The organism is Kosakonia cowanii JCM 10956 = DSM 18146 (assembly GCF_001975225.1).
Classification (GTDB): domain Bacteria; phylum Pseudomonadota; class Gammaproteobacteria; order Enterobacterales; family Enterobacteriaceae; genus Kosakonia; species Kosakonia cowanii.
Window position 1 is genome coordinate 1,606,166 of record NZ_CP019445.1, and the last position, 24,192, is coordinate 1,630,357.

Here is a 24,192-nt window from a genome sequence, read left to right on the forward strand (position 1 = left end):
CTTGCAATTAAAACCAAAAATTACGGCGCAGCCACGGTTTCCCTGGTGTTGGCGCAGTATTCGCGCACCCCGGTTAATCCGGGGTCATTTTTTTGCAGCGTCTGCCACCCAGGCTTTGAGCACGGCGACATCATTGCGCCACTCCTGCTTCATCTCTTCCACCCATTCGCCGACATTATCCCACCAGGCGGGAAGATCCGGAGACTGGATCTGCTGGCCTAACTGCTGCAGATGGCGCAGGCCGACGGATCCGGCAGCGCCCTTAATTTTGTGCCCCTCTTCGACAATCCCTTTCTGGTCGCGCGCGGTAAGGTTCGACTCCAGCACGCTCAGATAACCTGGCATCATCTTCTCAAACACCGCCAGCCCATCGGTAATCAGCTTCGGCCCAACCAGTTCGAGATACTGCTCAAGCATGGCGGTATCCAGCAGAGTTTGCGCTTTGTCGTTGTCTATCGTTGCCACCTGTTCCTCCTCCTCATCTCCGGCGTCCCAAAACTTTTTGATCATTGCCGTTAATGCCGGCACTGCCAGCGGTTTGCTTAAAACATCATCCATGCCGGCATCCAGATACTCCTGCTTATCTTTCAGCACGTTTGCGGTCAGCGCCACCAGCGGCGGCAGTTCGTCGCGCGAATAGCGGCTGGTGAGCGCGCGCGAAATATCCAGCCCGGTCATATCCGGCAGCTGAATATCGAGCAGCACCAGGTCATATTCGCCCGGCGCAAACATCTCCAGCGCCTCACCGCCGGTCATCGCCACATCGACGCTGTTACCAAGTTTCTCCAGCACCGAGCGCGCGACAATCACGTTGAGTTCGATATCTTCTACCAGCAGCACATGTAGCGCCGGTAAAGGCATCTCATCCTCTTCGAAAGCGTCGTCAACCTCCTCCGCCACCGCAGGGGCATGGACGGTCAACGTAAAGAGCGAGCCGCTGCCGGGCTGGCTGCTGACGGTGATATCGCCGCCCATGCTTTTCGCCAGACGGCGCGAGACCGCAAGCCCGATGCCGGTACCGGTGGCCGGTTTGCCGCCGTGGCTATCTTTCACCTGATAATACATGGCGAAGATTTTGTCCTGCTCATCGCGCGGAATACCGATCCCGGAGTCCTGCACTTCGAAGTGGAGGATCTCACCTTCGTCATAGCGCACACGCACCGTCACCTGCCCTTCGCGGGTAAATTTCACCGCGTTGCTGATCAGGTTCCAGAGGATCTGCCGCAAGCGGGTGCCGTCGGTGATCACCTGGTGTGGCAGCGGCAGCGTCGGCTCCAGCTCGAAGCGCAGCCCTTTTTGATGCGCCTGCAGCCCGGAGAGGTTCTCCAGATCCGCCAGGAAACTGGTGAAGTCGAGCGGCTGGTTATCGAGCTGCACTTTGCGCCGCTCCATCTTATCCATATCGATGATATCGTTGAAGATATTTCCCAGCGTCACCGCAGAGACATGGATCGTTTTGAGGTATTTTTCCTGTTCAGGTGCCAGGTCGGTATCCAGCAGGATGCGGCTTAAACCGACGATGCCGTTAAGCGGCGTACGCAGTTCGTGGCTGATGGTAGAGATAAAGGTGGTCTTGTCCCGGCTGGCACGCTCCAGCGCGTCCTGATAGCGCTTACGCTCGGTAATATCGCGCCCGAAGCCCATCAGCCCGTGGCGTTTACCGACGCGGTCATAATAGGGAACTTTGCGGATTTCGAAGCAGGCTTTGCGCCCGTCGGGGTAATCGAGCCACTGCTCATAGGTGAGCGAGACATTGTGACGAAACACTTTCTCGTCGGTTTCAATCACTTTTTGTGCCGCTTCCGGCGAGTAGACATCCTGCGGCTTGAGGTGAATCAGCTGCTTTTCGCTTTTGCCAGTGAGCAGTTCCATAGCGCGGTTGCAGCCAGAAAACTCTTTATCTTCATTACGATAGAAGACCAGATCGGGGGAGGCATCCAGGAAAGAGCGCAGAAAAGAAGATTGCTGTTCAAGCTGGATCTGCGTCTGCTCGCGCTCCTGCATCTCAATCTTCAGCCGCTCAAACGTTGCCTGTCGCTCCGCTTCGGCTTTTTCGCGATCGCTGATCTCCTGGTTAAGCTGCATGATGTTGTCTTTAAGCTTCACGTTGAGCTTAAGATCGCGCTCGCGCATCTCTTCCAGCTTCTCTACCAGTCGCGATAAGCGCTGGCGTGACTCCTCCAGTTGCTCAACCACTACCGATAAGAAGTAGACCGCCCAGGGGGTGATCAGCAGACCAAAGAAGATAGAGCGGATCACGTCAATACGCTCAACCTGCCCCTGCAACACCATCGTGACCGCCATTTGCACCACAATGGCCAGCACCACCAGCGCCAGCGCCAACAGCATGGAAAAGCGCACCAGACCCAGCTTCATCATCAGGTCGACGTAATATTGCGCCAGTAAACGGATTTGCTTCATAGCGTTTTCCTTAAACAAGTCCGCTCAATAATACTCAATTCTGAGCAAGGCGTTGAAGCTTGTGCGAAAAATGCGGCAATAATGTGTGGTTGACCCAGGTTCAGGCAGGCGGCGTCCAGCAGCGACCGAGCGCCGATCCCTGGCCGCCGTGTGCATTAAGGTAGGTATTAATTTCGACCATGCCGGTCCAGCGGTTTTCGCACCAAAGCGGCGCCAGCAGGGTAGGACGACGGGCGCTTGCAGAAACGCGGTGGTAGATTATCTCCGGCGGCGTGTGGCGGATCATCTCGCCCGCAATGGCGGTGTACTCCTCAAGCCCGATGGCGTTAAGGCGCCCCGCTTCCCAGGCCTTTGCCATAATGCTGCCTTTCACAATATGCAGTGGGTGGAGCTTGATGCCGTCGACGCCGGTCTCCACCACGCGCTCAAGCGTCGCCATGCAATCCGGCAGCCGCTCGCCCGGCAGGCCAGCAATCAGATGCGTACAGACCTTCAGGCCGCGTTCGCGGGCGAGCCGCGTGGTGTTTTGATAGCAGGCGAAATCGTGGCCGCGATTGATGCGGTGCAGGGTTTTATCGTGCGCGGTTTGTAACCCCAGCTCCAGCCACACCTCAAAGCCCTGCTGGCGGTATTCACACAGCAGATCCAGCACCGCGTCCGGCACACAGTCGGGACGCGTTCCGACACACAACCCAACCATATTGGCCTGGCTCAGCGCCTGCTGATACATCTCGCGCAGCACCTGCACTTCCGCCCAGGTGCTGGTATAGGCCTGAAAATAGGCGAGATAGCGCCGGGCGCGGTTAACGCACTGCGCCTGCTCGGCAAGCTGCACCGCAATTGAGCGGTACTGCTGCGCCTCATCGGCAAAAGAGGCGACGTTGCAGAAAGTACAGCCGCCGCGGCCCAGCGTGCCATCGCGGTTTGGGCAGCTAAAGCCGCCGTGCAGGGTCAGCTTATGAACTTTTTCGCCATAGCGTCGGGCAAGATCCCCACCAAACATATTGACTAATTTCTGTAACTGCATAATCTGAAAGGCCGCCCAAATCAAAGGGCGTAGCCTGCCACTATTAGCTTTCATCGGCGATGACCTGGATCAATCGCCCGGGAAGGCTTTATCCATTGCATAATCAGTCAACATAACCGCCATTTCATTCACCCTCAGGGTAATTACTTTTCCTTATGCTGAAAGGTAAATTTGCAGAAATAGGTCTCCATCTCAAAAACAGTGGGATTATGCGGCGCCAGCCACACAAGCAGGATAATAATCTGCTAATAAAAGTCAGGTCAGAACAGAAGAGCGGAAACAGCGCATAACTATAGTGAGTCAGATCACACTCTCCCCCTGCAATATGCAACCATAACTGAATGTAAAACTGATTAAACATCCTTTTAAATCAATTGGATGAATAGCTGTTAGCACATTTTTGGATAAATAAGCTCGGCATTTGACCTGTGTGCGGATTCCCGATAAGTTGGAAATCCGCTGGAAGCTTTCTGGATGAGCAGTCTGCTCATCATATTTATGCAGTAATTGAGATTCCCTCTTAAGCAAGTCCTCAACACTTGTGAATCGATGCGAAAAGGAAATAGAAGAGGGCGACATACGAGGCCATTGCCCCGTCGCCATGCTCTTTCTGCGCCTGTGCGTAACGATCGGGAGGGCTCTCGCAGAGCCTGGGGAGGTTCACTGATATGTTGTACGATAAATCTCTTGAGAGAGATAACTGTGGTTTCGGCCTGATCGCCCACATAGAAGGCGAACCTAGCCACAAGGTAGTGCGTACCGCTATTCACGCACTGGCCCGCATGCAGCACCGCGGCGCGATCCTTGCCGATGGTAAAACCGGCGACGGTTGCGGCCTGCTGTTGCAAAAACCTGACCGTTTCTTCCGCATCGTCGCCGAAGAGCGCGGCTGGCGCTTAGCCAAAAACTACGCCGTCGGCATGCTGTTCCTCAATCAGGATCCGGAAAAAGCGGCTGCATCGCGTCGTGTTGTAGAAGAAGAACTTCAGCGTGAGACTCTCTCGCTCGTTGGCTGGCGCGATGTGCCGACCAACGAAGGCGTACTCGGTGAAATCGCCCTCTCCTCACTGCCTCGTATTGAGCAAGTTTTCGTTAACGCCCCGGCCGGCTGGCGTCCGCGCGATATGGAGCGCCGTCTCTTTATTGCCCGTCGCCGCATTGAAAAGCGTTTACAGGAGGATAAAGAGTTCTACGTCTGTAGCCTCTCTAACCTCGTCAACATCTATAAAGGTCTCTGTATGCCGGCGGATCTGCCGCGCTTCTACCTGGACCTGGCGGACCTGCGTCTGGAATCGGCCATCTGCCTGTTCCACCAGCGCTTCTCCACCAACACCGTGCCGCGCTGGCCGCTGGCGCAGCCTTTCCGCTACCTGGCGCACAACGGTGAAATCAACACCATTACCGGTAACCGCCAGTGGGCGCGCGCGCGTACCTACAAATTCCAGACGCCGCTGATCCCGGATCTGCATGATGCTGCGCCGTTCGTCAACGAAACCGGCTCTGACTCCAGCTCAATGGATAACATGCTGGAGCTGCTGTTAGCGGGCGGGATGGATATTGTGCGCGCCATGCGTCTCCTGGTGCCGCCAGCCTGGCAGAACAACCCGGAGATGGATCCGGATCTGCGCAGCTTCTTCGACTTTAACTCCATGCATATGGAGCCGTGGGACGGCCCGGCGGGCATCGTGATGTCTGATGGGCGTTTTGCCGCCTGTAACCTCGACCGTAACGGTCTGCGTCCGGCGCGCTACGTCATCACCAAAGATAAGCTCATCACCTGCGCTTCTGAAGTGGGCATCTGGGATTACCAGCCGGATGAAGTGGTCGAGAAAGGCCGCGTTGGGCCAGGCGAACTGATGGTTATCGATACCCGCGGCGGGCGCATTCTGCACTCTGCCGAGACCGATGACGATCTGAAAAGCCGCCACCCGTATAAAGAGTGGATGGAGAAAAACGTCCGCCGCCTGGTGCCGTTTGAAGATCTCTCCGACGACGAAGTCGGCATCCGCGAGATGGATGACGATCTGCTCACCAGCTACCAGAAACAGTTTAACTACAGTTTTGAAGAGCTGGACTCGGTGATCCGCGTGCTGGGCGAGAACGGCCAGGAAGCGGTCGGCTCGATGGGCGATGATACGCCGTTCGCCGTGCTCTCCAGCCAGCCGCGCATCATTTATGACTACTTCCGCCAGCAGTTTGCGCAGGTCACCAACCCGCCTATCGATCCGCTGCGCGAAGCGCATGTGATGTCGCTGGCGACCAGCATCGGCCGTGAAATGAACGTCTTCTGCGAAGCGGAAGGCCAGGCGCACCGTCTGAGCTTCAAATCGCCGATTCTGCTCTACTCCGATTTCAAACAGCTCACCACCATGACTGAGGAGCACTATCGCGCGGATACGCTCGATATTACCTTCGACGCCACGGCAACGACGCTGGAAGAGACCATTAAAGCGCTGTGCGACAAAGCGGAAGCGATGGTGCGCGCCGGTACCGTTCTGCTGGTGCTCTCCGATCGCAACATTGCCAAAAACCGCCTGCCGGTTCCGGCGCCAATGGCAGTTGGTGCGATTCAGGCATGCCTGGTGGATAAGAACCTGCGCTGCGACGCCAACATCATTGTTGAAACCGCCAGCGCCCGCGATCCGCACCACTTTGCGGTGCTGCTGGGCTTCGGCGCGACGGCGATCTACCCCTACCTGGCGTATGAAACGCTGGCGAAGCTTATCGACAGCAAAGCGATTGAGAAAGATTACCGCACCGTGATGCTGAACTACCGCAACGGCATCAACAAAGGGCTGTACAAGATCATGTCCAAAATGGGCATCTCGACTATCGCCTCTTACCGCTGCTCAAAACTGTTTGAAGCGGTTGGCCTGCACGATGATGTCACAGCGCTCTGCTTCCAGGGCGTGGTCAGCCGTATCGGCGGCGCCAGCTTCCCGGACTTCCAGCAGGATCTGCTGAACCTCTCCAAACGTGCCTGGCTGGCGCGCAAACCGCTGGAGCAAGGCGGCTTGCTGAAGTACGTTCACGGTGGCGAATACCACGCTTACAACCCGGACGTGGTGCGCACGCTGCAAAAAGCGGTTGAGAGCGGCGACTACAGCGACTATCAGCAGTACGCGAAGCTGGTTAACGAGCGTCCGGCGGCAACGCTGCGCGATCTGCTGGCCATTACGCCGGGCAGTGACGCGGTAAGTCTTAACGACGTTGAACCGGCGACGGAGCTATTTAAACGCTTCGATACGGCGGCGATGTCTATCGGCGCGCTCAGCCCGGAAGCACACGAAGCGCTGGCGGAAGCGATGAACAGCCTCGGCGGCTTCTCCAACTCCGGCGAAGGCGGCGAAGATCCGGCGCGCTACGGCACCAACAAAGTGTCGCGTATCAAGCAGGTCGCTTCAGGTCGCTTTGGCGTAACCCCAGCCTACCTGGTGAACGCCGATGTTATCCAGATTAAAGTGGCGCAGGGCGCGAAGCCGGGCGAAGGCGGTCAGTTGCCGGGTGATAAAGTGACCCCGTACATCGCCAAATTGCGTTACTCCGTGCCGGGCGTGACGCTGATTTCGCCGCCGCCGCACCACGATATCTACTCGATCGAGGATCTGGCGCAGCTGATTTTCGACCTGAAACAAGTCAACCCGAAGGCGCTGATCTCCGTCAAACTGGTTTCCGAACCGGGTGTCGGCACCATTGCGACCGGCGTGGCGAAAGCCTATGCCGATCTGATCACCATTGCCGGTTACGACGGCGGTACCGGCGCAAGCCCGCTCTCCTCCGTAAAATACGCGGGCTGCCCGTGGGAGCTTGGTCTGGTGGAAACCCAGCAGGCGCTGGTGGCGAACGGTCTGCGTCATAAGATTCGCTTGCAGGTCGATGGCGGTCTGAAAACCGGCCAGGACATTATCAAAGCGGCGATTCTGGGTGCAGAGAGCTTCGGTTTCGGTACCGGCCCGATGGTGGCGCTGGGCTGTAAATACCTGCGTATTTGTCACCTCAACAACTGCGCAACCGGTGTTGCAACCCAGGATGAGAAGCTGCGTAAGAATCACTACCACGGCCTGCCGTTCAAAGTGACCAACTACTTTGAATTTATCGCCCGTGAAACCCGCGAACTGATGGCGCAGCTGGGCGTGAAACGCCTGGTGGATCTGATTGGCCGCACCGACCTGCTGAAAGAGCTTGATGGCTTTACCGCGCGTCAGCAGAAGCTGGATCTCTCCAAACTGCTGGAGACCGCTGAACCGCATGCCGGCAAAGCGCTCTACTGCACCGAGAGCAACCCGCCGTTCGACAATGGCGTGCTGAATGCCCAGCTGTTGCAGCAGGCGAAACCGTTTGTTGATGAGCGCCAGAGCAAAACCTTCTGGTTTGATATCCGCAACACTGACCGCTCGGTTGGCGCGCTGCTCTCTGGTTATATCGCCCAGACGCATGGCGATCAGGGCCTGGCATCAGATCCGATTAAAGCCTACTTCAGCGGTACCGCAGGCCAAAGCTTCGGCGTCTGGAACGCGGGCGGCGTTGAGCTTTACCTCACCGGCGATGCCAACGACTATGTCGGTAAAGGCATGGCGGGCGGGTTGCTGGCGGTACGTCCTCCGGTCGGTTCGGCGTTCCGTAGCCACGAAGCGAGCATTATCGGTAACACCTGCCTGTATGGCGCAACCGGCGGTCGCCTGTATGCCGCAGGCCGCGCGGGCGAGCGTTTCGCCGTGCGTAACTCCGGTGCGATCACCGTGGTTGAAGGCATTGGTGATAACGGCTGTGAATATATGACGGGCGGTATCGTCTGCGTACTCGGCAAAACCGGCGTCAACTTTGGCGCGGGCATGACCGGCGGCTTCGCCTACGTGCTGGATGAAGATGGTGAGTTCCGCAAGCGCGTGAACCCGGAGCTGGTGGAAGTGCTGAGCGTCGACGATCTGGCGATCCACGAAGAGCATCTGCGCGGGTTGATTACCGAGCATGTGCAGCATACCGGTTCGCAGCGCGGTGAAGAGATGCTGGCCAACTGGCCGACGTTTGCCGCCAAATTTGCCCTGGTTAAGCCGAAGTCCAGCGATGTGAAAGCGCTGTTGGGTCACCGTAGTCGTAGCGCGGCAGAGTTGCGCGTGCAGGCGCAGTAAGGAATTGAGATGAGTCAGAACGTTTACCAATTTATCGACTTACAGCGCGTTGATCCGGCAAAGAAACCGCTGAAGCTGCGTAAGATTGCCTTTGTCGAGATCTACGAGCCCTTCTCGGAAGGGCAAGCGAAAGCGCAGGCTGACCGCTGTCTCGCCTGCGGCAACCCCTACTGCGAGTGGAAGTGCCCGGTTCATAACTACATCCCGAACTGGCTGAAGCTGGCTAATGAAGGGCGTATTTTTGAGGCGGCAGAACTGTCGCATCAGACCAACACGCTGCCAGAAGTGTGCGGGCGTGTCTGCCCGCAGGATCGCCTGTGTGAAGGCTCCTGTACGCTGAACGACGAGTTCGGCGCGGTGACCATCGGCAATATCGAGCGCTATATCAATGATAAAGCCTTCGAGATGGGCTGGCGTCCCGATTTGACCGGCGTGAAGCAGACCGACAAACGCGTGGCGATTATCGGCGCGGGCCCGGCTGGTCTGGCGTGCGCGGATGTGCTGACCCGTAACGGCGTGAAAGCAGTGGTCTATGATCGTCACCCGGAGATTGGCGGCCTGCTGACTTTCGGTATTCCGGCCTTCAAGCTGGAAAAAGAGGTGATGACGCGTCGCCGTGAGATCTTTACCGGCATGGGCATTGAGTTCCAGCTCAACACCGAAGTGGGCCGCGATGTGCAGATTGACGATCTGCTGAAAGAGTACGACGCCGTGTTCCTCGGCGTCGGCACCTATCAGTCGATGCGTGGTGGTCTCGAAAACGAAGATGCGCAGGGCGTGTTTGATGCGCTGCCGTTCCTGATTGCCAACACCAAGCAGATCATGGGCTATGGCGAAACGCCGTCAGAACCCTATATCACGATGGAAGGCAAACGCGTCGTGGTGCTGGGCGGGGGCGATACCGCGATGGACTGCGTGCGTACCTCGGTGCGCCAGGGGGCAACTCACGTAATCTGCGCCTATCGTCGTGACGAAGAGAACATGCCTGGCTCACGCCGCGAAGTGAAAAACGCGCGTGAAGAGGGCGTTGAGTTCCAGTTCAACGTACAGCCGCTGGGAATTGAAGTGAATGCCAACGGTAAAGTGAGCGGCGTAAAGATGGCGCGCACCGAAATGGGCGCACCGGATGAGAAAGGCCGTCGCCGCGCCGAGATCGTTGCCGGCTCTGAACACGTTGTTCCGGCTGATGCGGTGGTGATGGCGTTTGGTTTCCGTCCACACAGCATGGAGTGGCTGGCGAAGCACAGCGTTGAGCTCGATTCGCAGGGCCGCGTGATTGCCCCGGAAGGGAGCGATAACGCGTTCCAGACCAGCAACCCGAAAATCTTCGCCGGTGGCGATATCGTTCGCGGTTCCGACCTGGTCGTGACAGCGATTGCCGAAGGGCGTAAAGCCGCGGACGGCATCCTCAACTATCTCGAAGTGTGATCTTGCGAAAACGATGAAAAGGAGGCTACGGCCTCCTTTTTTATATTCTGCGGGCAATAAAAAAGCAGAACCGGGGTTCTGCTTTTCTCAGGTTATTTCACCACACGCAGCGATGGACGCCCACCGCGCGGCGGCGGATCGTCATCCGGATCGTTATCCTGATCCACTGCATGATCGGGTTTATCACCGTCGATAACCGACATCACCGTCTCGTTCTCCTGCTCGGGCATCTCACCATCATCGTTGAGACTGACGAGCTCTTCGTCGTAGGCGGTTTCTGGCTCAAACATGGTGCCGGCACCGTTTTCACGGGCATAAACGGCCAGTACGGCAGCCATCGGCACTTCTACCTGACGCGGCACACCGCCGAAACGCGCGTTGAAGCGCACTTCGTCGTTGCCCAGCTCCAGGTTGCCCACCGCACGCGGTGCGATGTTTAATACGATCTGGCCGTCACGCGCATACTCCATCGGCACGCGTACGCCCGGCAACGTCACATCAACAACCAGATGCGGCGTCAGCTGGTTATCCAGCAGCCATTCGTAAAAGGCCCGCAGTAAATACGGGCGGCGTGGAGACAGTTGCGACAAATCCATGATTAACCCCGACCAAGGCGCATTTCGCGCTCGGCTTCTGTCAGAGAGGCAAGGAAAGAATCACGTTCGAAGACGCGCGTCATGTACCCTTTCAGCTCTTTCGCGCCTGTGCCGCTCAGCTCGATGCCCAGTACCGGCAGACGCCACAGCAGCGGCGCGAGGTAGCAGTCAACCAGGCTGAATTCGTCATTCAGGAAGTAAGGCTTCTGGGTAAACAGCGGGCCAATCGCCAGCAGCTCTTCACGCAGCTGTTTACGGGCGGCATCGGCCTGCGCACCGCTGTTGTTCTCGATGACGTTCATCAGCGAGTACCAGTCTTTCTCGATGCGGTGCATGTAGAGACGGCTTTCACCGCGCGCCACCGGATAAACCGGCATTAATGGCGGGTGCGGAAAACGCTCGTCCAGATATTCCATAATGATGCGTGATTCCCACAGGGTGAGTTCACGATCTACAAGTGTCGGTACGCTTTGACTCGGGTTGAGGTCAATCAGATCCTGAGGAGGATTATCCTTTTCCACGTGCTCAATTTCAAAGCTGACACCCTTCTCGGCCAGCACGATGCGGACCTGATGACTATAGATGTCCACAGGACCAGAAAACAGCGTCATTACCGAACGTTTGTTGGCAGCGACAGCCATGAAAACCTCCAGGTATATTCAGAAATACTGCTACCGGACTTAATCGACCGGTCAGATGTTAGTTAGCTACCCGCGCGCACTGTCTCTCTTGTTCAAAAAACAAACAAAAAACGAACAATCCCAGCCATTTGGGCAGAAAATTGGATGATAGTTTACCAGATTTTGCGCGCTTTGTGGTGAGGGGATTCCGGAAATGCTGAAAAAGAGGAGATAAGCGATTGATTGCTGTGGATAACACAATTTTTATCCATAAAAAAACCCGGCTTGCACCGGGTTTTTCGCCAATCGTTCTGCCGAAGCAGAGGACAATTAACGTTTGGAGAACTGCGGACGACGACGTGCTTTACGCAGACCGACTTTCTTACGTTCAACCTGACGAGCGTCACGAGTAACGAAGCCAGCTTTACGCAGTTCAGCGCGCAGGGACTCGTCGTACTCCATCAGAGCGCGGGTGATACCGTGACGGATCGCACCAGCCTGACCGGAGATACCACCACCTTTAACGGTGATGTACAGGTCCAATTTCTCAACCATGTCGACCAGTTCCAGCGGCTGACGAACTACCATGCGGGCAGTTTCACGACCAAAGTACTGTTCCAGCGAACGCTGGTTGATTACGATTTTACCGTTGCCCGGTTTGATAAACACGCGAGCGGCGGAGCTTTTGCGGCGACCAGTGCCGTAGTATTGATTTTCAGCCATTGCCTATAATCCCGATTAGATGTCAAGAACTTGCGGTTGCTGTGCCGCGTGGTTGTGCTCGTTGCCAGCGTAAACTTTCAGTTTACGGTACATAGCACGACCCAGCGGGCCTTTTGGCAGCATGCCTTTAACCGCGATTTCAATCACACGCTCAGGACGGCGGGCAATCATCTCTTCAAAGGTCGCTTGTTTGATACCACCGATGTGGCCAGTGTGGTGGTAATACACTTTATCTTCACGCTTGTTGCCGGTTACAGCAACTTTCTCAGCGTTCAGAACGATGATGTAATCACCAGTATCAACGTGCGGAGTGTATTCCGCTTTGTGCTTACCGCGCAGGCGACGAGCCAGTTCGGTAGCCAGACGACCCAGAGTTTTACCGGTCGCGTCAACAACATACCAGTCGCGTTTTACGGTTTCTGGTTTAGCTGTAAAAGTTTTCATTAAAAGCTTACCCAAATAATTAGTTTCACGTTGGTGAACACCCAAACGTTTGTCAGTTGAGGTTCACACGACAAAGTCCGGCAAACCTACCCCTTCGAATAGCCTATGCCGGCGCATAGAAAGTTTTGGGGAAAAAAAACTTTCCCGTAACGTGGGGTCGCAGGATTATAGAGAAGTCGGGGTCAAAGATCGACCCCTTTTCGTCTTTTGCTGTTCGATTTCTGCGCCTGGTGGCAATGAAAAAAGGATTACGGCATATGCTCGCGTTTCAGGTACTCCTCGCTCTGCATCTCCTGCAGGCGCGATAAACAGCGCTGAAACTCAAACTTAACCCGCTCGCCCTGATAAATCTCATGCAGCGGCGCGGCGGCGCTCACCACCAGCTTCACGTGGCGCTCATAAAATTCATCCACCAGCGCAATAAAGCGGCGCGCCTCGTTCTCCATCAGCCGGGTCATCACCGGCACCTCAAACAGCATCACGGTGTGGAAAAGGCGCGACAGGGCGATGTAATCATGCTGGCTGCGCGCATTAACACATAATGTAGCGAAAGAGACGGCTAAGGTTTGATTCTCCACGCCAAGCGTCGCCAGCGGTCGATGGTTAATCTCCAGCTCCGGCGCATGGCTGCGCGGTGCGCCCGCCAGCGCCAGCCACAGCTTATCCATCTGCTGCGCGGTCTCTTCACCAAGCGGCGACAGCCACAGATGCGCCTGGGTCAGCGTGCGTAAGCGGTAATCGATGCCGGCGTCGACATTCATTACATCGCAAAACTGCTTGATCGCCTCAATGGCGGGCAGAAAACGGGCGCGTTGCAGACCGTTGCGATAGAGCTCGTCCGGGGGAATGTTCGATGTCGCCACCAGCGTAATGCCGCGCGCGAACAGCGCCTTCATTAATCCGCCAAGCAGCATCGCATCGGTGATATCGGAAACGAAAAATTCGTCAAAACAGAGGACGTCGGTTTGCGCCTTAAAACGGTCGGCGACAATCTCCAGCGGATCGCTCTGCCCTTGCAGCGAAGTTAACTCTTCATGCACACGCAGCATAAAGCGGTGAAAGTGCAGACGCTGCTTACGCTCGCCCGGCAGGCTGTGATAGAAGAGATCCATCAGCCAGGTTTTGCCTCGCCCGACGCCGCCCCACATATAGAGGCCGCGCACCGGTTCGCGCGATGCGCTGTCGCGTTTGCCCAGCAGTTTGCTGAATTTCGCCATCAGGCCTCCGCTCTGCTGTGCGGCGGGCTCCTGTTCGGCAATCAACTGTTGATAAATCGTATCCAGCCGGGTAACAGCTTCTTTTTGCACATCGTCCGGCTGATGGCTACCCTCTTTCAGGGCAGTAAGATATCGCGATGTCGGGGAAAGGCTTTGCATGGTGTTATTGTTGTTCCTTGAAAATCGATCCGCCCCCACAGGGTTGACGAAAAAAAGGCCGCTCTACACTACGCGATGCAGCGTCAGGATTCCACTTCTGCACCTTTAGCGGTTATAGTGGCACTCTCCGGCGCAGGCAAGAAGCTTGCAGCCCACCCCCTACGGAATCGAACAACAATGGGAGAAGTCATGACCTGGGAATACGCGCTAATTGGGTTAGTTGTCGGCATTATTATTGGTGCCGTGGGCATGCGTTTCGGAAACCGGAAATTGCGTCAACAGCAGGCCTTGCAGTATGAACTGGAAAAAAACAAAGCAGATCTGGAAGAGTACCGCGAAGAGCTGGTGAGCCACTTTGCCCGCAGCGCTGAACTTCTGGACAACATGGCGGACGACTATCGTCAGCTCTATCAGCATATGGCGAAGAGCTCCTCCAGCCTGCTGCCGGAAATGTCTGCGGAAGAGAATCCCTTCCGCAACCGTCTGTCAGAGTCTGAAGCGAACAACGATCAGGCCCCGGTACAGATCCCGCGTGACTACTCTGAAGGCGCATCGGGTCTGCTGCGCGGTCGCGCCAATCGCAAATAAGGCATCTCACTCTCCTTATTTATACGGGCGCGTCCCCCGCGCCCGTCGCAACTTCCCCATTCCAGCTATCATTTAGTCATTCTTCGCATTGTTACCCGGTTGAAATTTCAATAACATCACTCTGTTTTGGGCATCAATCCTTCCACTTCAGGTTACTGAGAGCCAGCATCGATGAAGAAACAAACCCAGCTGTTGAGTGCAATCGCGTTAAGTGTCGGCTTATCTCTCTCGGCACCGTTGGCAACGGCGGCGATGCCGTCACAGGTGCCTGGCCAGGGGGCGTTACCCAGTCTTGCGCCGGTTCTTGAAAAAGTGCTTCCCGCCGTGGTCAGCGTGCAGGTTGAAGGCACGGCAGTCCAGGGCCAGAAGGTCCCGGAAGAGCTAAAAAAATTCTTCGGTGAAGAAGCGCCTGACCAGCCGCAACAGCCGCAGCCGTTTGAAGGGCTGGGCTCCGGGGTGATTATTGATGCCGCAAAGGGCTACGTCCTGACCAATAATCACGTCATCAACCAGGCGCAAAAAATCAGCGTGCAGCTTAATGATGGCCGTGAATTCGACGCCAAACTGATCGGCGGCGATGACCAGAGCGACATCGCACTGCTACAGCTACAAAACCCCAGCAACCTGACGCAAATCGCCATTGCGGACTCCGATAAGCTGCGCGTCGGTGACTTTGTCGTCGCAGTTGGTAACCCGTTTGGCCTCGGGCAGACCGCAACGTCCGGGATTGTCTCGGCGCTCGGTCGCAGCGGCCTTAACCTCGAAGGTCTGGAGAACTTTATCCAGACCGATGCCTCGATTAACCGCGGCAACTCCGGCGGCGCGCTGCTCAATCTTAACGGTGAGCTGATCGGCATTAATACCGCCATTCTCGCCCCCGGCGGCGGCAGCGTCGGCATCGGTTTTGCTATCCCCAGCAATATGGCGCAAACCCTCTCCCACCAGCTGATTCAGTTTGGTGAGATTAAGCGCGGCCTGCTCGGCATTAAAGGCACGGAGATGAGCGCCGATATCGCCAAAGCCTTTAACCTGAATGTGCAGCGCGGGGCGTTTGTCAGCGAAGTGCTGCCCAACTCCGGCTCGGCGAAAGCGGGAATTAAATCCGGGGATGTGATTGTCAGCCTCAACGGTAAGGCCCTGAACAGCTTCGCGGAGCTGCGCTCGCGCATCGCCACCACTGAACCGGGCGCGAAAGTGAAGCTTGGGCTGCTGCGAGACGGTAAACCACTTGACGTTGAAGTGACGCTGGATAAGAGCACCTCCGCTTCCGCCAGCGCAGAGCTGATCTCCCCGGCATTGCAGGGCGCAGAGTTGAGCGACGGGCAGCTGAAGGATGGCACCAAAGGCATCCGGGTCGGTGAAGTTGAGAAAGGCAGTTCGGCGGCACAGGCCGGCTTGCATAAAGATGATGTGATCATCGGCGTTAACCGCGCCCGCGTGCAGTCCATCGCCGAAATGCGCAAAGTGCTGGAGACCAAGCCGTCGATAATGGCGCTGCACATTGTGCGGGGTAACGACAGCATCTATCTGCTGCTGCGTTAACCCTTTCCTCGTCCGGGCATCACCGCTGCGTGTGATGTCCGGATAACTCATGGTATGCTGCTGCGGTCCTTCTTTTAACGACTATCCCATCATGTATGTGAAGCTTTTACGTTCGATTGCAATCGGTGTTGTCGTCGGTGGCCTGATCATCGCCGCCATGCCGTCGCTACGTCAGAATAACCCGCTCGCGACGCATCAGTTAGACAGCGCCGATGAGACGCCTGCGTCCTATAACCCGGCCGTGCGCCGCGCCGCGCCCGCAGTGGTCAACGTCTATAACCGTAGCCTGAACAGCTCCACGCACGATCGCCTCGAAATCCGCACCCTCGGCTCCGGCGTCATCATGGATCAGCGCGGCTATATCATCACCAACAAGCATGTGATTAACGATGCGGATCAGATTATCGTCGCCCTGCAGGATGGACGCGTCTTTGAAGCCTTACTGGTTGGCTCAGATAGCCTGACAGACCTGGCGGTGCTGAAGGTGAACGCTAATTCCGGCCTGCCGGTGATCCCGATCAATGCCAAGCGCACGCCGCATATTGGCGATGTGGTGCTGGCGATCGGCAACCCCTATAACCTCGGGCAGACCATCACCCAGGGGATTATCAGCGCCACCGGGCGTATCGGCCTCAACCCCAGCGGGCGGCAAAACTTCCTGCAAACCGATGCCTCCATCAACCACGGCAACTCCGGCGGCGCGCTGGTCAACTCGCTGGGCGAGTTAATGGGCATCAATACCCTGTCGTTTGATAAGAGTAACGACGGCGAGACGCCGGAGGGGATTGGTTTCGCCATTCCGTTCCAGCTGGCGACAAAAATTATGGATAAGCTGATTCGCGACGGGCGGGTGATCCGCGGTTATATCGGGATCGGTGGACGCGAGATTGCCCCGCTGCACGCTCAGGGCACCGGCATCGATCCGATTCAGGGGATTGTGGTTAATGAAGTGTCGCCAGACGGCCCGGCGGCGCGGGCAGGTATTCAGGTCAACGACGTGATCACCTCGGTGAACGGCAAGCCGGCGGTATCCGCGCTTGAAACCATGGACCAGGTAGCAGAGATCCGCCCCGGTTCAGAGATCCCGGTTGAAGTGATGCGTGACGACAAAAAGCTGACGCTGCACGTCACGATTCAGGAGTACCCGGCCACCAACTGACGGCCATAAAAAAACCGGAGCACAGGCTCCGGTTTCTCATCTCAGCCGCGCTTAGCGGTTGACGAAGTCGACACCAAGTTCGATATCTTTTTTCAGCGTATCCAGCATGCCTTCCAGCGACTGCTGTTCAAACGCGCTGAGCTGGCCAATCGCCTTGCGCTCTTCTACGCCGTTTTTACCCAGCAGCAGCGGCTGCGAGAAGAAACGCGCATGTTCGCCATCGCCTTCAACATAGGCGCACTCAACGATGCCGCTCTCGCCCTGCAGGGCGCGAACCAGCGAGAGACCAAAGCGTGCAGCCGCCTGGCCCATGGAGAGGGTTGCTGAACCGCCACCCGCCTTCGCTTCCACCACTTCGGTGCCCGCGTTCTGAATACGTTTGGTCAGGTCGGCAACTTCCTGCTCGCTGAAGGTCACGCCCGGGATCTGCGACAGCAGCGGCAGGATCGTCACGCCAGAGTGCCCGCCAATTACCGGCACTTCAATCTCTGCTGGTTTCTTACCTTTCAGCTCAGCAACAAAAGTATTGGAGCGAATGATGTCCAGCGTGGTCACGCCAAACAGTTTGTTCTTGTCATAGACACCCGCTTTTTTCAGCACTTCAGCCGCAATCGCGACAGTGGTGTTGACCGGGTTAGTAATGATACCGATACAGGCTTTCGGCGCGGTTTTTGCCACCTGCGCCACCAGGTTTTTCACGATACCGGCGTTCACGTTAAACAGGTCAGAGCGATCCATACCCGGCTTACGCGCAACCCCTGCGGAGATCAGCACCACGTCGGCACCTTCCAGCGCTGGCGTCGCATCTTCACCGGAGAAGCCTTTGATGTTTACATCGGTCGGGATATGGCTGAGGTCTACAGCGACACCGGGAGTGACAGGTGCGATGTCGTAGAGGGAGAGTTCTGAACCTGAAGGCAGTTGTGTTTTCAGTAGTAGGGCAAGCGCCTGGCCGATACCGCCGGCCGCGCCGAGGACTGCGACTTTCATCCTAAACTCCTTATTATGGTTAGCTAAATATATTGTTACTCCGCTGCGGCGACCTTAATTCACCCTGCTAATTATGACAATAAGTGCGCCAAAATAACGCGGCACAGCCCACTGTAGCGATTTTATAAAAGGGTTAAATATGACCGTCAGATCGGCAAGCTAAGCAACTAACTTAACGAGTTTATAATATAGCTGTAGAATTCACCAAAATAACATCATATTTATAACATTTAATTTACTTTTTACTCTTATTTGCGACGTAAGCCACATGCTGATGTCCTTAACGAAAGAATTTGCTAAACTCCGCGCCCTTCCCCATAACTTTTCAGCATATTTATCTGCAGAATGTTTGCATAAAAATTCATTAATATGCATAATAAAGTCGTTTTCACAGCCATATTACGGGTGACTTATGCGAAGCTCGGCTAAACAAGAAGAATTAGTGAAGGCGTTTAAGGCGCTTTTAAAAGAAGAGAAATTCAGTTCCCAGGGTGAAATTGTCCAGGCCTTACAAGAAGAGGGCTTCGACAATATCAACCAGTCCAAAGTCTCACGCATGTTGACCAAGTTCGGCGCGGTGCGCACGCGCAATGCGAAGATGGAAATGGTCTACTGCCTGCCGATCGAGATGGGCGTGCCGACCACCTCCAGCCCGCTGAAGAACCTGGTACTGGACATCGACTACAACGACGCGGTAGTGGTCATCCACACCAGTCCGGGTGCCGCACAGCTGATCGCGCGTCTGCTCGACTCGCTGGGTAAAGCGGAGGGGATCCTCGGCACCATCGCTGGTGACGACACCATCTTCACCACGCCAGCCCGCGGCTTTACCGTTAAAGATCTCTACGAAGCGATCCTCGTCCTCTTCGAACAAGAGCTTTAACCGCGCATTCCCCTCGGTTCCCGCTGAGGGGGAATGTTCGGCATTTCTCCCCTTTCAGGCAACTTTTCACCCCATATCATTTAACAAATAGTGCGATTTTTCGTTTCATTACCCTGCCGCAGCCGATAGCACCGCACAAAAAATCAAAGCAATCTATCTCGCTGATTTTATTAATCCTCGTTAACTAATTCTTCGACTTAAGCAAAATTTTTATGCCGACAGGTTATAAAAAGCGCCGTGCGTTATATGTATTCGGCGCAGTTATAATTAGCTTGGTATTAATTATTCGCGTGATTAGTGTATACTTGATTTCGTGATGGGGGTCACAAAACGAGCCCCTGGAAAAATTCGAAGAAAAGAATACGACGAGGTAAGCATTATGAATATCAAATCATCTATCGCAACTATGGGTATCCTCTCAGCACTCTCATTCGGCGCCTTTGCCGCTGACATGATCAATGCAGACCAGGCGCAAGACCGCCAGTCTCTGGGTACCGTCTCCGTCGGCGCCATCGCCTCTTCACCGATGGACATGAACGCGCAGCTGAGCAAAAAAGCGGAAGAGCAGGGTGCATCCTCCTACCGCATCATTGAAGCGCACAGCGGTGACCGCTGGCACGCGACGGCAGAACTCTACAAATAAGTTTTACCCCAAACCCTATGAATTAATCGCTCAACGGCACCAGGCATAAGAAAAGACGTTTAACCCTTCTCGCCGTTGAGTCTCTCTTACGGAGAACACAGTATGAAACGCAATCTGATTATCGCATCCCTTGGCCTTGCTTCCCTGATCTCATTCGGCGCAAGTGCCGCAACGCTGGTTAACAGCGATCAGGCCAGCAACCTGCAATCCGTAGGCACCGTCTCTGTTTCACAGATTGCCGGTGTACCGATGGATATCCGCCAGGAACTCTCTGCGAAAGCCGACCAGGCTGGCGCAAGCAGCTACCGCATTATTGAAGCCCGCACCGGTTCTCATACCCACGTGACGGCTGAACTGTACAAATAAACCCTCGTCGTCTGTCCGACGACTTGCCCCTGCCTCCCCTGGCAGGGGCTTTTTTTTATCAGAAATAGTAGTGCACCTGCGCGTTGATAGCCTGCTCCGCATCCATGTTGCCAAACCTTGAGTGCGCAACATCAAGCTCAAGATGGAGGTTGTCGCTCACCTGCCCATCAATGCTGGCATGGTAGTGTATGCGCCCGTCACGTTCGGCCTTAACCCGCATATTGCCTGCATCATCATGAAGGATGATATCGCCATCCGCCCGCAGTTCCGTCTCATAATGCCACCCTGCCCGCAGCGTAATCGCCCGATCATCATCGCAGAAGTGTGCCCCCGCCACGATCCCTGTACGCCCCACCCACGGGATCGCGCTCTGACGATGCAGGGAGAGAGGGAGACCACGATCGTGCCAGTGAAACGTGGCACCAGAGAGCTTGCCCAGCACAACCTGCGCCTGCGGCTCGATGTAGGCATGCCGGGTCAGCGGATAGTGATAGCCCGTTTCAACGCCGCCTAACCAGCTGTTGGTGCGGTAATCCCGTGCGTTAAGACCGCTAAACGCCAGCCAATCATGATTGAATGAGTGGACATATTTCACGCCAGCATCGAGATAGAAACCGGACTTGCTCAGCAACGTAGCGTAGTAGCCTGCGCCGAAATCGCGGCTGCTTCCCTGCATGCTCTCGCCGCTCAACTGATGGGTGGCGTAACTCATATAGACGCCGGAAAAGAGATCGGCACCGGGCAAGGCGCTTTTTCTGTCGATACCCGACCAGGTCATGGCGTCGTGATGACTGCTCCCCCCTTTGCCGGTACCGTTATGGCGTTGCGTGAATGCCCATGCCCCCTCACCCCCGCCTCTTTCCCGCAACTGCACGGCGCGTTTATTCAGGCTATTTACTTCCGTAATGAACCGCTTATAACTCATGGCAAAAAAGCGTCTGGCCTTGGCAATAGCGGCGGGATCGGGCGTCTGACTGAAACCGGTCAGGATCCACTGCGTGCTTAGCGCATCCTCTTGCCGTTTGATAATCGGCTCAAGTTTGCTAAACCCCCGCACCGCTTTTGCCGCTGTAAAGAGCGAGGCGGGCGTGCCGCGCGGGGCCGTAATCAATGGAAGATGCAGCCCCTGGATGCGTCGTGAGAGCTTAAGCACATCCAGAAACAGAACGTTGTTTTCCCCAGTCGCATGCTGGCTGATCACGATTTTATCGCTGCTTTGCAGATCCGTACGCAGGGCAAACCCCGTTTCACTGGCCTCTAACTCGCCAATTCTTAAGGTGTTAAAGCGATGTCTTCCAGCGGAAAGTCCCACCAGCGAGCGCGAAGCCGAGAGCCTGCCGACCCCGGAATCGCGGCGTAGCTGCCACCGTGTCGCATTGAGGCTTAAGCGTGCGCGCGGCGCAGAGAGTGAACCAATCCAGCTGCTCTGAAAACCAAAGAGCCTGGCCATGCTCCCCTTCTGCCCGGGTGTCACACCCTGAACAAGACGCGGCACATCACTCTCACCAAAGTGGATGAACGCCTCGCCGACGGCGTGAATATGTCCCCATAGTGAGGCAAAGGGGGCCACGTTAAGCGTGCTTTCATCATTAAGTTCATACGTCGCACTGCTCTTAAGCGCATAGAGTGTTGGAGTAACACGCCCCGGCGCGACAGGATTGGCCGCCAGCAGTAGCGAGGCGGAAGGGCCAACGCTCACCGTAGCATCACTGCTCCAGCCGCCCGTTGCGGTCAGCCGCGCATTCTCCAGAAGGGTGAGCGGGGTTTGGCTGAACTGGCTGAATCCATCAAAAGTGGCTTCCCGCGACGAAACCGTAACCTGGCTATCCTGTCCGTAAACCGTGCCGGTAAATTTCTCCCGAATGGCGAGTGTCGAGTGCGCGGAGAGGTTAATGTGACCCCAGAAGCGGCTAAGTTCCTCATCAAGCGCCCCCGTTGAGTTGCCCCTGCGCGGCACGTTCACCACGCCATTGCCATCATTAATATCGATATAAGGCGTAGAACTGCCCAGCGTGATAGCCGAGCCTCTGGCCTCAATGTTGCCAAGCAGTGACGCATTTCTTGCCAGATCGAACGAGGCATAATCGAGCACTAAACGATTGACGTGGAAAATGCGGCGCTCCCAATCCGGCTGCGTAAACGAAACCGGCTCGCTGCGCAGCGAGAAATCCCGCAGCAGACGCAGTTTTTCAACAATCTCCGGCGTGTTATAGGCATGGATAACAGGATGGCCCTGAAACACCAGCCGGCCATACTGCTGCGTAAAATCACCGGCTATGTCGACCGCGCCATCGAGAATCAACGCGCCCCGCGTTCCGGGTGCGACATGGTTAGTGAAGTTAAGATTTCCCCGCAGTTGGCCGTGATAGATATAGCCCTCATCTTTAAGGCGCTCATAACGGGTGCGGATCGCCTGCTGATGATCGTGACCGACAAACTCCCAATGTTCATTACTGTGTTGATTGTCCGGGAACCAGTCATACTCAGGCGTTTTAAGAATGAAGTAATCATTAGTGCCGGTATTGGAATTACGGTACCCATACAGCTCGCCGACCTGCCCGGTTCGCGAGTAGGACCACTCGTAGACAGGGATGGCGTCGATCGCGCGCTGATAACGTAGATGGATATCGGCCCGCTTTACTGCCCGGTTAATCAGCGCGGCCCCGTAATCTTCGGCATTAAGTTGGTGGAAGGTGAGCGCATTGCCGTTAACGTCCAGCCTGCCGCCGCGAAAGCCCCATGTAATCGAGTCGGGATCGACCTGCTGACCATCGCGAAGCACCACTAACGGCCTGCCGCTGACGATGCGCAGCACGCTGCATGCCTTCACCCTGCCTTGTGCATCGGGGCGCTGGGCGAGCACCACGGTTCCGTCACCGATATTCAACCCCCCAGGGTTGATGCCCAGCGCGTTAATGCTCAGCGTACCTTTTCCCACCTTATGCAAATTATCGCCTTCGGTGCCGTTCACCAGCCATTTCACCGTTGCGCCGGCAGCGACATTAACGCCGCCGCCGATCCACGTCTGCGCCTCCATCGGCGAGACGCTAGCGTTGCCATAAAAGGTTAAGCTTCCCGCGCCCTGATCGACGCTATCCTGCAACATCAAAACAGCATTCGCGCCGCGAAAAGTCAGATCGTTACCGCTACTGGTACCCTCTGGGCCCTTGCCCTGCATGGCATAAGTGCTGCTCCCCTGCGTTAACGTGCCCGCCCCGGTTGCCGCATCGTATCGCCAGAAAAACAGCGCATTGCGTTGCCGGTTTTCTATCGCCGCACTGGCATATTTATCCCTTGTCTGCTGAATGAATTGTGGGTCAACAAAGGTGTACGCAGTCTGCTCAATTGGCCCCAGATAGAGCATGCTTAATGCGCCGACCACGATCCATTGGTTGTTCAGGCTATCCCAGGCGTAGAGCGGAGAACCGCTATCGCCCAGTGCGCCGTGGCTCGCCAGCGGACCATTTTTAGGGTCAAAAACATCACCGGAGTTGATTACTAACAGTTGGTAAAGGTTAATCCGCGGCTGCCCGATGGTCCCACCAGTGAGAAAACGATACGCCCCCTGGATATCGCTCCGCTTACCCGAGGCATCACTCACTTTTTGTCTGCCGGATCCCATGCGGTAAAAGAGACGAAAACGCGCCTCGTCATGCAGGGTTTTGAGCGGCATGTTTAAGGGGGAGATCGCGGCGGGCGCCACCTCCGTGACCACTTTATTTAAACGAATAACGCTAAAGTCCTTTAGCCGGATACTCTCTCTGTCCGCCAGTTCATAAGGGTAATGACCAAATTCCAGGGTTCTGAGATATGACGTGGGATTATGATGCACCGTCGTTGCATATTGCGGGTGAATAAGTGTAGCGATACCCGACCTGTTATTTACGCTGCTGAAATCGGGCATCGGTGCCTGATTTAGCAGGCCAACCGTCTGACCATATTTATTATAAATGGCCACGTCCCGGGCTCCCGGATAAAACGCCCCCTTATTAGTCGCGAAATCACGATAGGTCTGATAAGGAATATCGGCATTCGCTACGGAGCGTTGGACAATGCGCGCTTTCGCATGCAATGCGCAGGAAGGGAAAAAGAGAGATAAACAGAGTGATAGTGTGACTTCAAGCGAATATATCTTTTTCATACTAACCATCCTTTGGTTTAGTAATAGAAGAAAATATTGCTCTACATTGAAAATATAGTAATAAGCCCCTACTGATTATATTTATCGCGACAGGCTCTTTGCCTGCCGCGAATTAA

At 55.8% G+C, this 24,192-nt stretch carries 17 protein-coding genes; 8 read left to right on the top strand and 9 right to left on the bottom strand.

From position 1 onward, the window contains the following. Positions 1-84 precede the first annotated feature (84 nt). Both arcB and mnmL read right to left on the bottom strand, forming a co-directional pair. Positions 85-2,421: an aerobic respiration two-component sensor histidine kinase ArcB gene (gene arcB / locus BWI95_RS07445; RefSeq protein ID WP_042715680.1), complete on the bottom strand. Its 2,337-nt coding sequence runs from the start codon at positions 2,419-2,421 to the stop codon at positions 85-87. A gap of 100 nt (positions 2,422-2,521) precedes the next feature. Further along, complete coding sequence (gene mnmL / locus BWI95_RS07450; RefSeq protein ID WP_054803021.1) at positions 2,522-3,448, bottom strand: tRNA modification radical SAM protein MnmL/YtqA; 927 nt, start codon at positions 3,446-3,448, stop codon at positions 2,522-2,524. 668 nt (positions 3,449-4,116) lie between these two features. Here mnmL and gltB point away from each other — a divergent pair. Continuing rightward, positions 4,117-8,577 (top strand): glutamate synthase large subunit, encoded by a 4,461-nt coding sequence (gltB, locus tag BWI95_RS07460; RefSeq protein WP_076769258.1) that lies wholly within the window; start codon positions 4,117-4,119, stop codon positions 8,575-8,577. A gap of 9 nt (positions 8,578-8,586) precedes the next feature. Next, on the top strand, positions 8,587-10,005 hold the full coding sequence (locus tag BWI95_RS07465; RefSeq protein WP_054802965.1) for a glutamate synthase small subunit: 1,419 nt from the start codon (positions 8,587-8,589) through the stop codon (positions 10,003-10,005). A gap of 92 nt (positions 10,006-10,097) precedes the next feature. On the opposite strand, the gene sspB is transcribed toward BWI95_RS07465, so the two are convergent. From sspB to zapE, 5 genes are all read right to left on the bottom strand, one after another. Beyond that, positions 10,098-10,601, bottom strand: coding sequence for a ClpXP protease specificity-enhancing factor (sspB, locus tag BWI95_RS07470; RefSeq protein WP_023481029.1), 504 nt, complete (start codon positions 10,599-10,601; stop codon positions 10,098-10,100). A gap of 2 nt (positions 10,602-10,603) precedes the next feature. Then, positions 10,604-11,242 (bottom strand): stringent starvation protein SspA, encoded by a 639-nt coding sequence (sspA, locus tag BWI95_RS07475; RefSeq protein WP_023480809.1) that lies wholly within the window; start codon positions 11,240-11,242, stop codon positions 10,604-10,606. 309 nt (positions 11,243-11,551) lie between these two features. Next, positions 11,552-11,944, bottom strand: coding sequence for a 30S ribosomal protein S9 (gene rpsI, locus BWI95_RS07485; protein ID WP_023480836.1), 393 nt, complete (start codon positions 11,942-11,944; stop codon positions 11,552-11,554). A 15-nt stretch (positions 11,945-11,959) separates the two neighbouring features. Beyond that, complete coding sequence (gene rplM / locus BWI95_RS07490) at positions 11,960-12,388, bottom strand: 50S ribosomal protein L13 (RefSeq protein WP_023480976.1); 429 nt, start codon at positions 12,386-12,388, stop codon at positions 11,960-11,962. A 248-nt stretch (positions 12,389-12,636) separates the two neighbouring features. Further along, the gene (gene zapE, locus BWI95_RS07500) at positions 12,637-13,764 is read right to left on the bottom strand and encodes a cell division protein ZapE (protein ID WP_054802964.1); all 1,128 of its coding nucleotides are present in this window, start codon (positions 13,762-13,764) and stop codon (positions 12,637-12,639) included. A 189-nt stretch (positions 13,765-13,953) separates the two neighbouring features. On the opposite strand from zapE, the gene zapG reads away from it, so the two are divergent. The 3 genes from zapG (at position 13,954) to degS (ending at position 17,053) form a co-directional block, all read left to right on the top strand. Continuing rightward, positions 13,954-14,352 (top strand): Z-ring associated protein ZapG, encoded by a 399-nt coding sequence (gene zapG, locus BWI95_RS07505; protein WP_042715830.1) that lies wholly within the window; start codon positions 13,954-13,956, stop codon positions 14,350-14,352. A gap of 171 nt (positions 14,353-14,523) precedes the next feature. Beyond that, positions 14,524-15,894: a serine endoprotease DegQ gene (degQ, locus tag BWI95_RS07510; protein WP_076769259.1), complete on the top strand. Its 1,371-nt coding sequence runs from the start codon at positions 14,524-14,526 to the stop codon at positions 15,892-15,894. Positions 15,895-15,985: 91 nt separating this feature from the next. After that, a complete protein-coding gene (gene degS, locus BWI95_RS07515; protein WP_023480784.1) occupies positions 15,986-17,053 on the top strand; it encodes an outer membrane-stress sensor serine endopeptidase DegS in 1,068 nt (355 codons plus the stop codon). 51 nt (positions 17,054-17,104) lie between these two features. Here the strand turns inward: degS and mdh are convergent, their stop codons facing one another. Continuing rightward, on the bottom strand, positions 17,105-18,043 hold the full coding sequence (gene mdh / locus BWI95_RS07520; RefSeq protein ID WP_042715833.1) for a malate dehydrogenase: 939 nt from the start codon (positions 18,041-18,043) through the stop codon (positions 17,105-17,107). A gap of 412 nt (positions 18,044-18,455) precedes the next feature. Between mdh and argR the strand changes: the two genes are divergently transcribed. From argR to yhcN (BWI95_RS07535), 3 genes are all read left to right on the top strand, one after another. Then, the gene (gene argR / locus BWI95_RS07525) at positions 18,456-18,926 is read left to right on the top strand and encodes a transcriptional regulator ArgR (protein ID WP_023480960.1); all 471 of its coding nucleotides are present in this window, start codon (positions 18,456-18,458) and stop codon (positions 18,924-18,926) included. Positions 18,927-19,305: 379 nt separating this feature from the next. After that, a complete protein-coding gene (gene yhcN, locus BWI95_RS07530; protein WP_023480826.1) occupies positions 19,306-19,569 on the top strand; it encodes a peroxide/acid stress response protein YhcN in 264 nt (87 codons plus the stop codon). Positions 19,570-19,671: 102 nt separating this feature from the next. Next, entirely contained in the window at positions 19,672-19,935 is a 264-nt protein-coding gene (yhcN, locus tag BWI95_RS07535) for a peroxide/acid stress response protein YhcN (RefSeq protein ID WP_054802963.1), read from the top strand. 58 nt (positions 19,936-19,993) lie between these two features. Here the strand turns inward: yhcN (BWI95_RS07535) and BWI95_RS07540 are convergent, their stop codons facing one another. Then, complete coding sequence (locus tag BWI95_RS07540; RefSeq protein ID WP_083699358.1) at positions 19,994-24,085, bottom strand: S6 family peptidase; 4,092 nt, start codon at positions 24,083-24,085, stop codon at positions 19,994-19,996. Between the last annotated feature and the right edge of the window lie 107 nt (positions 24,086-24,192).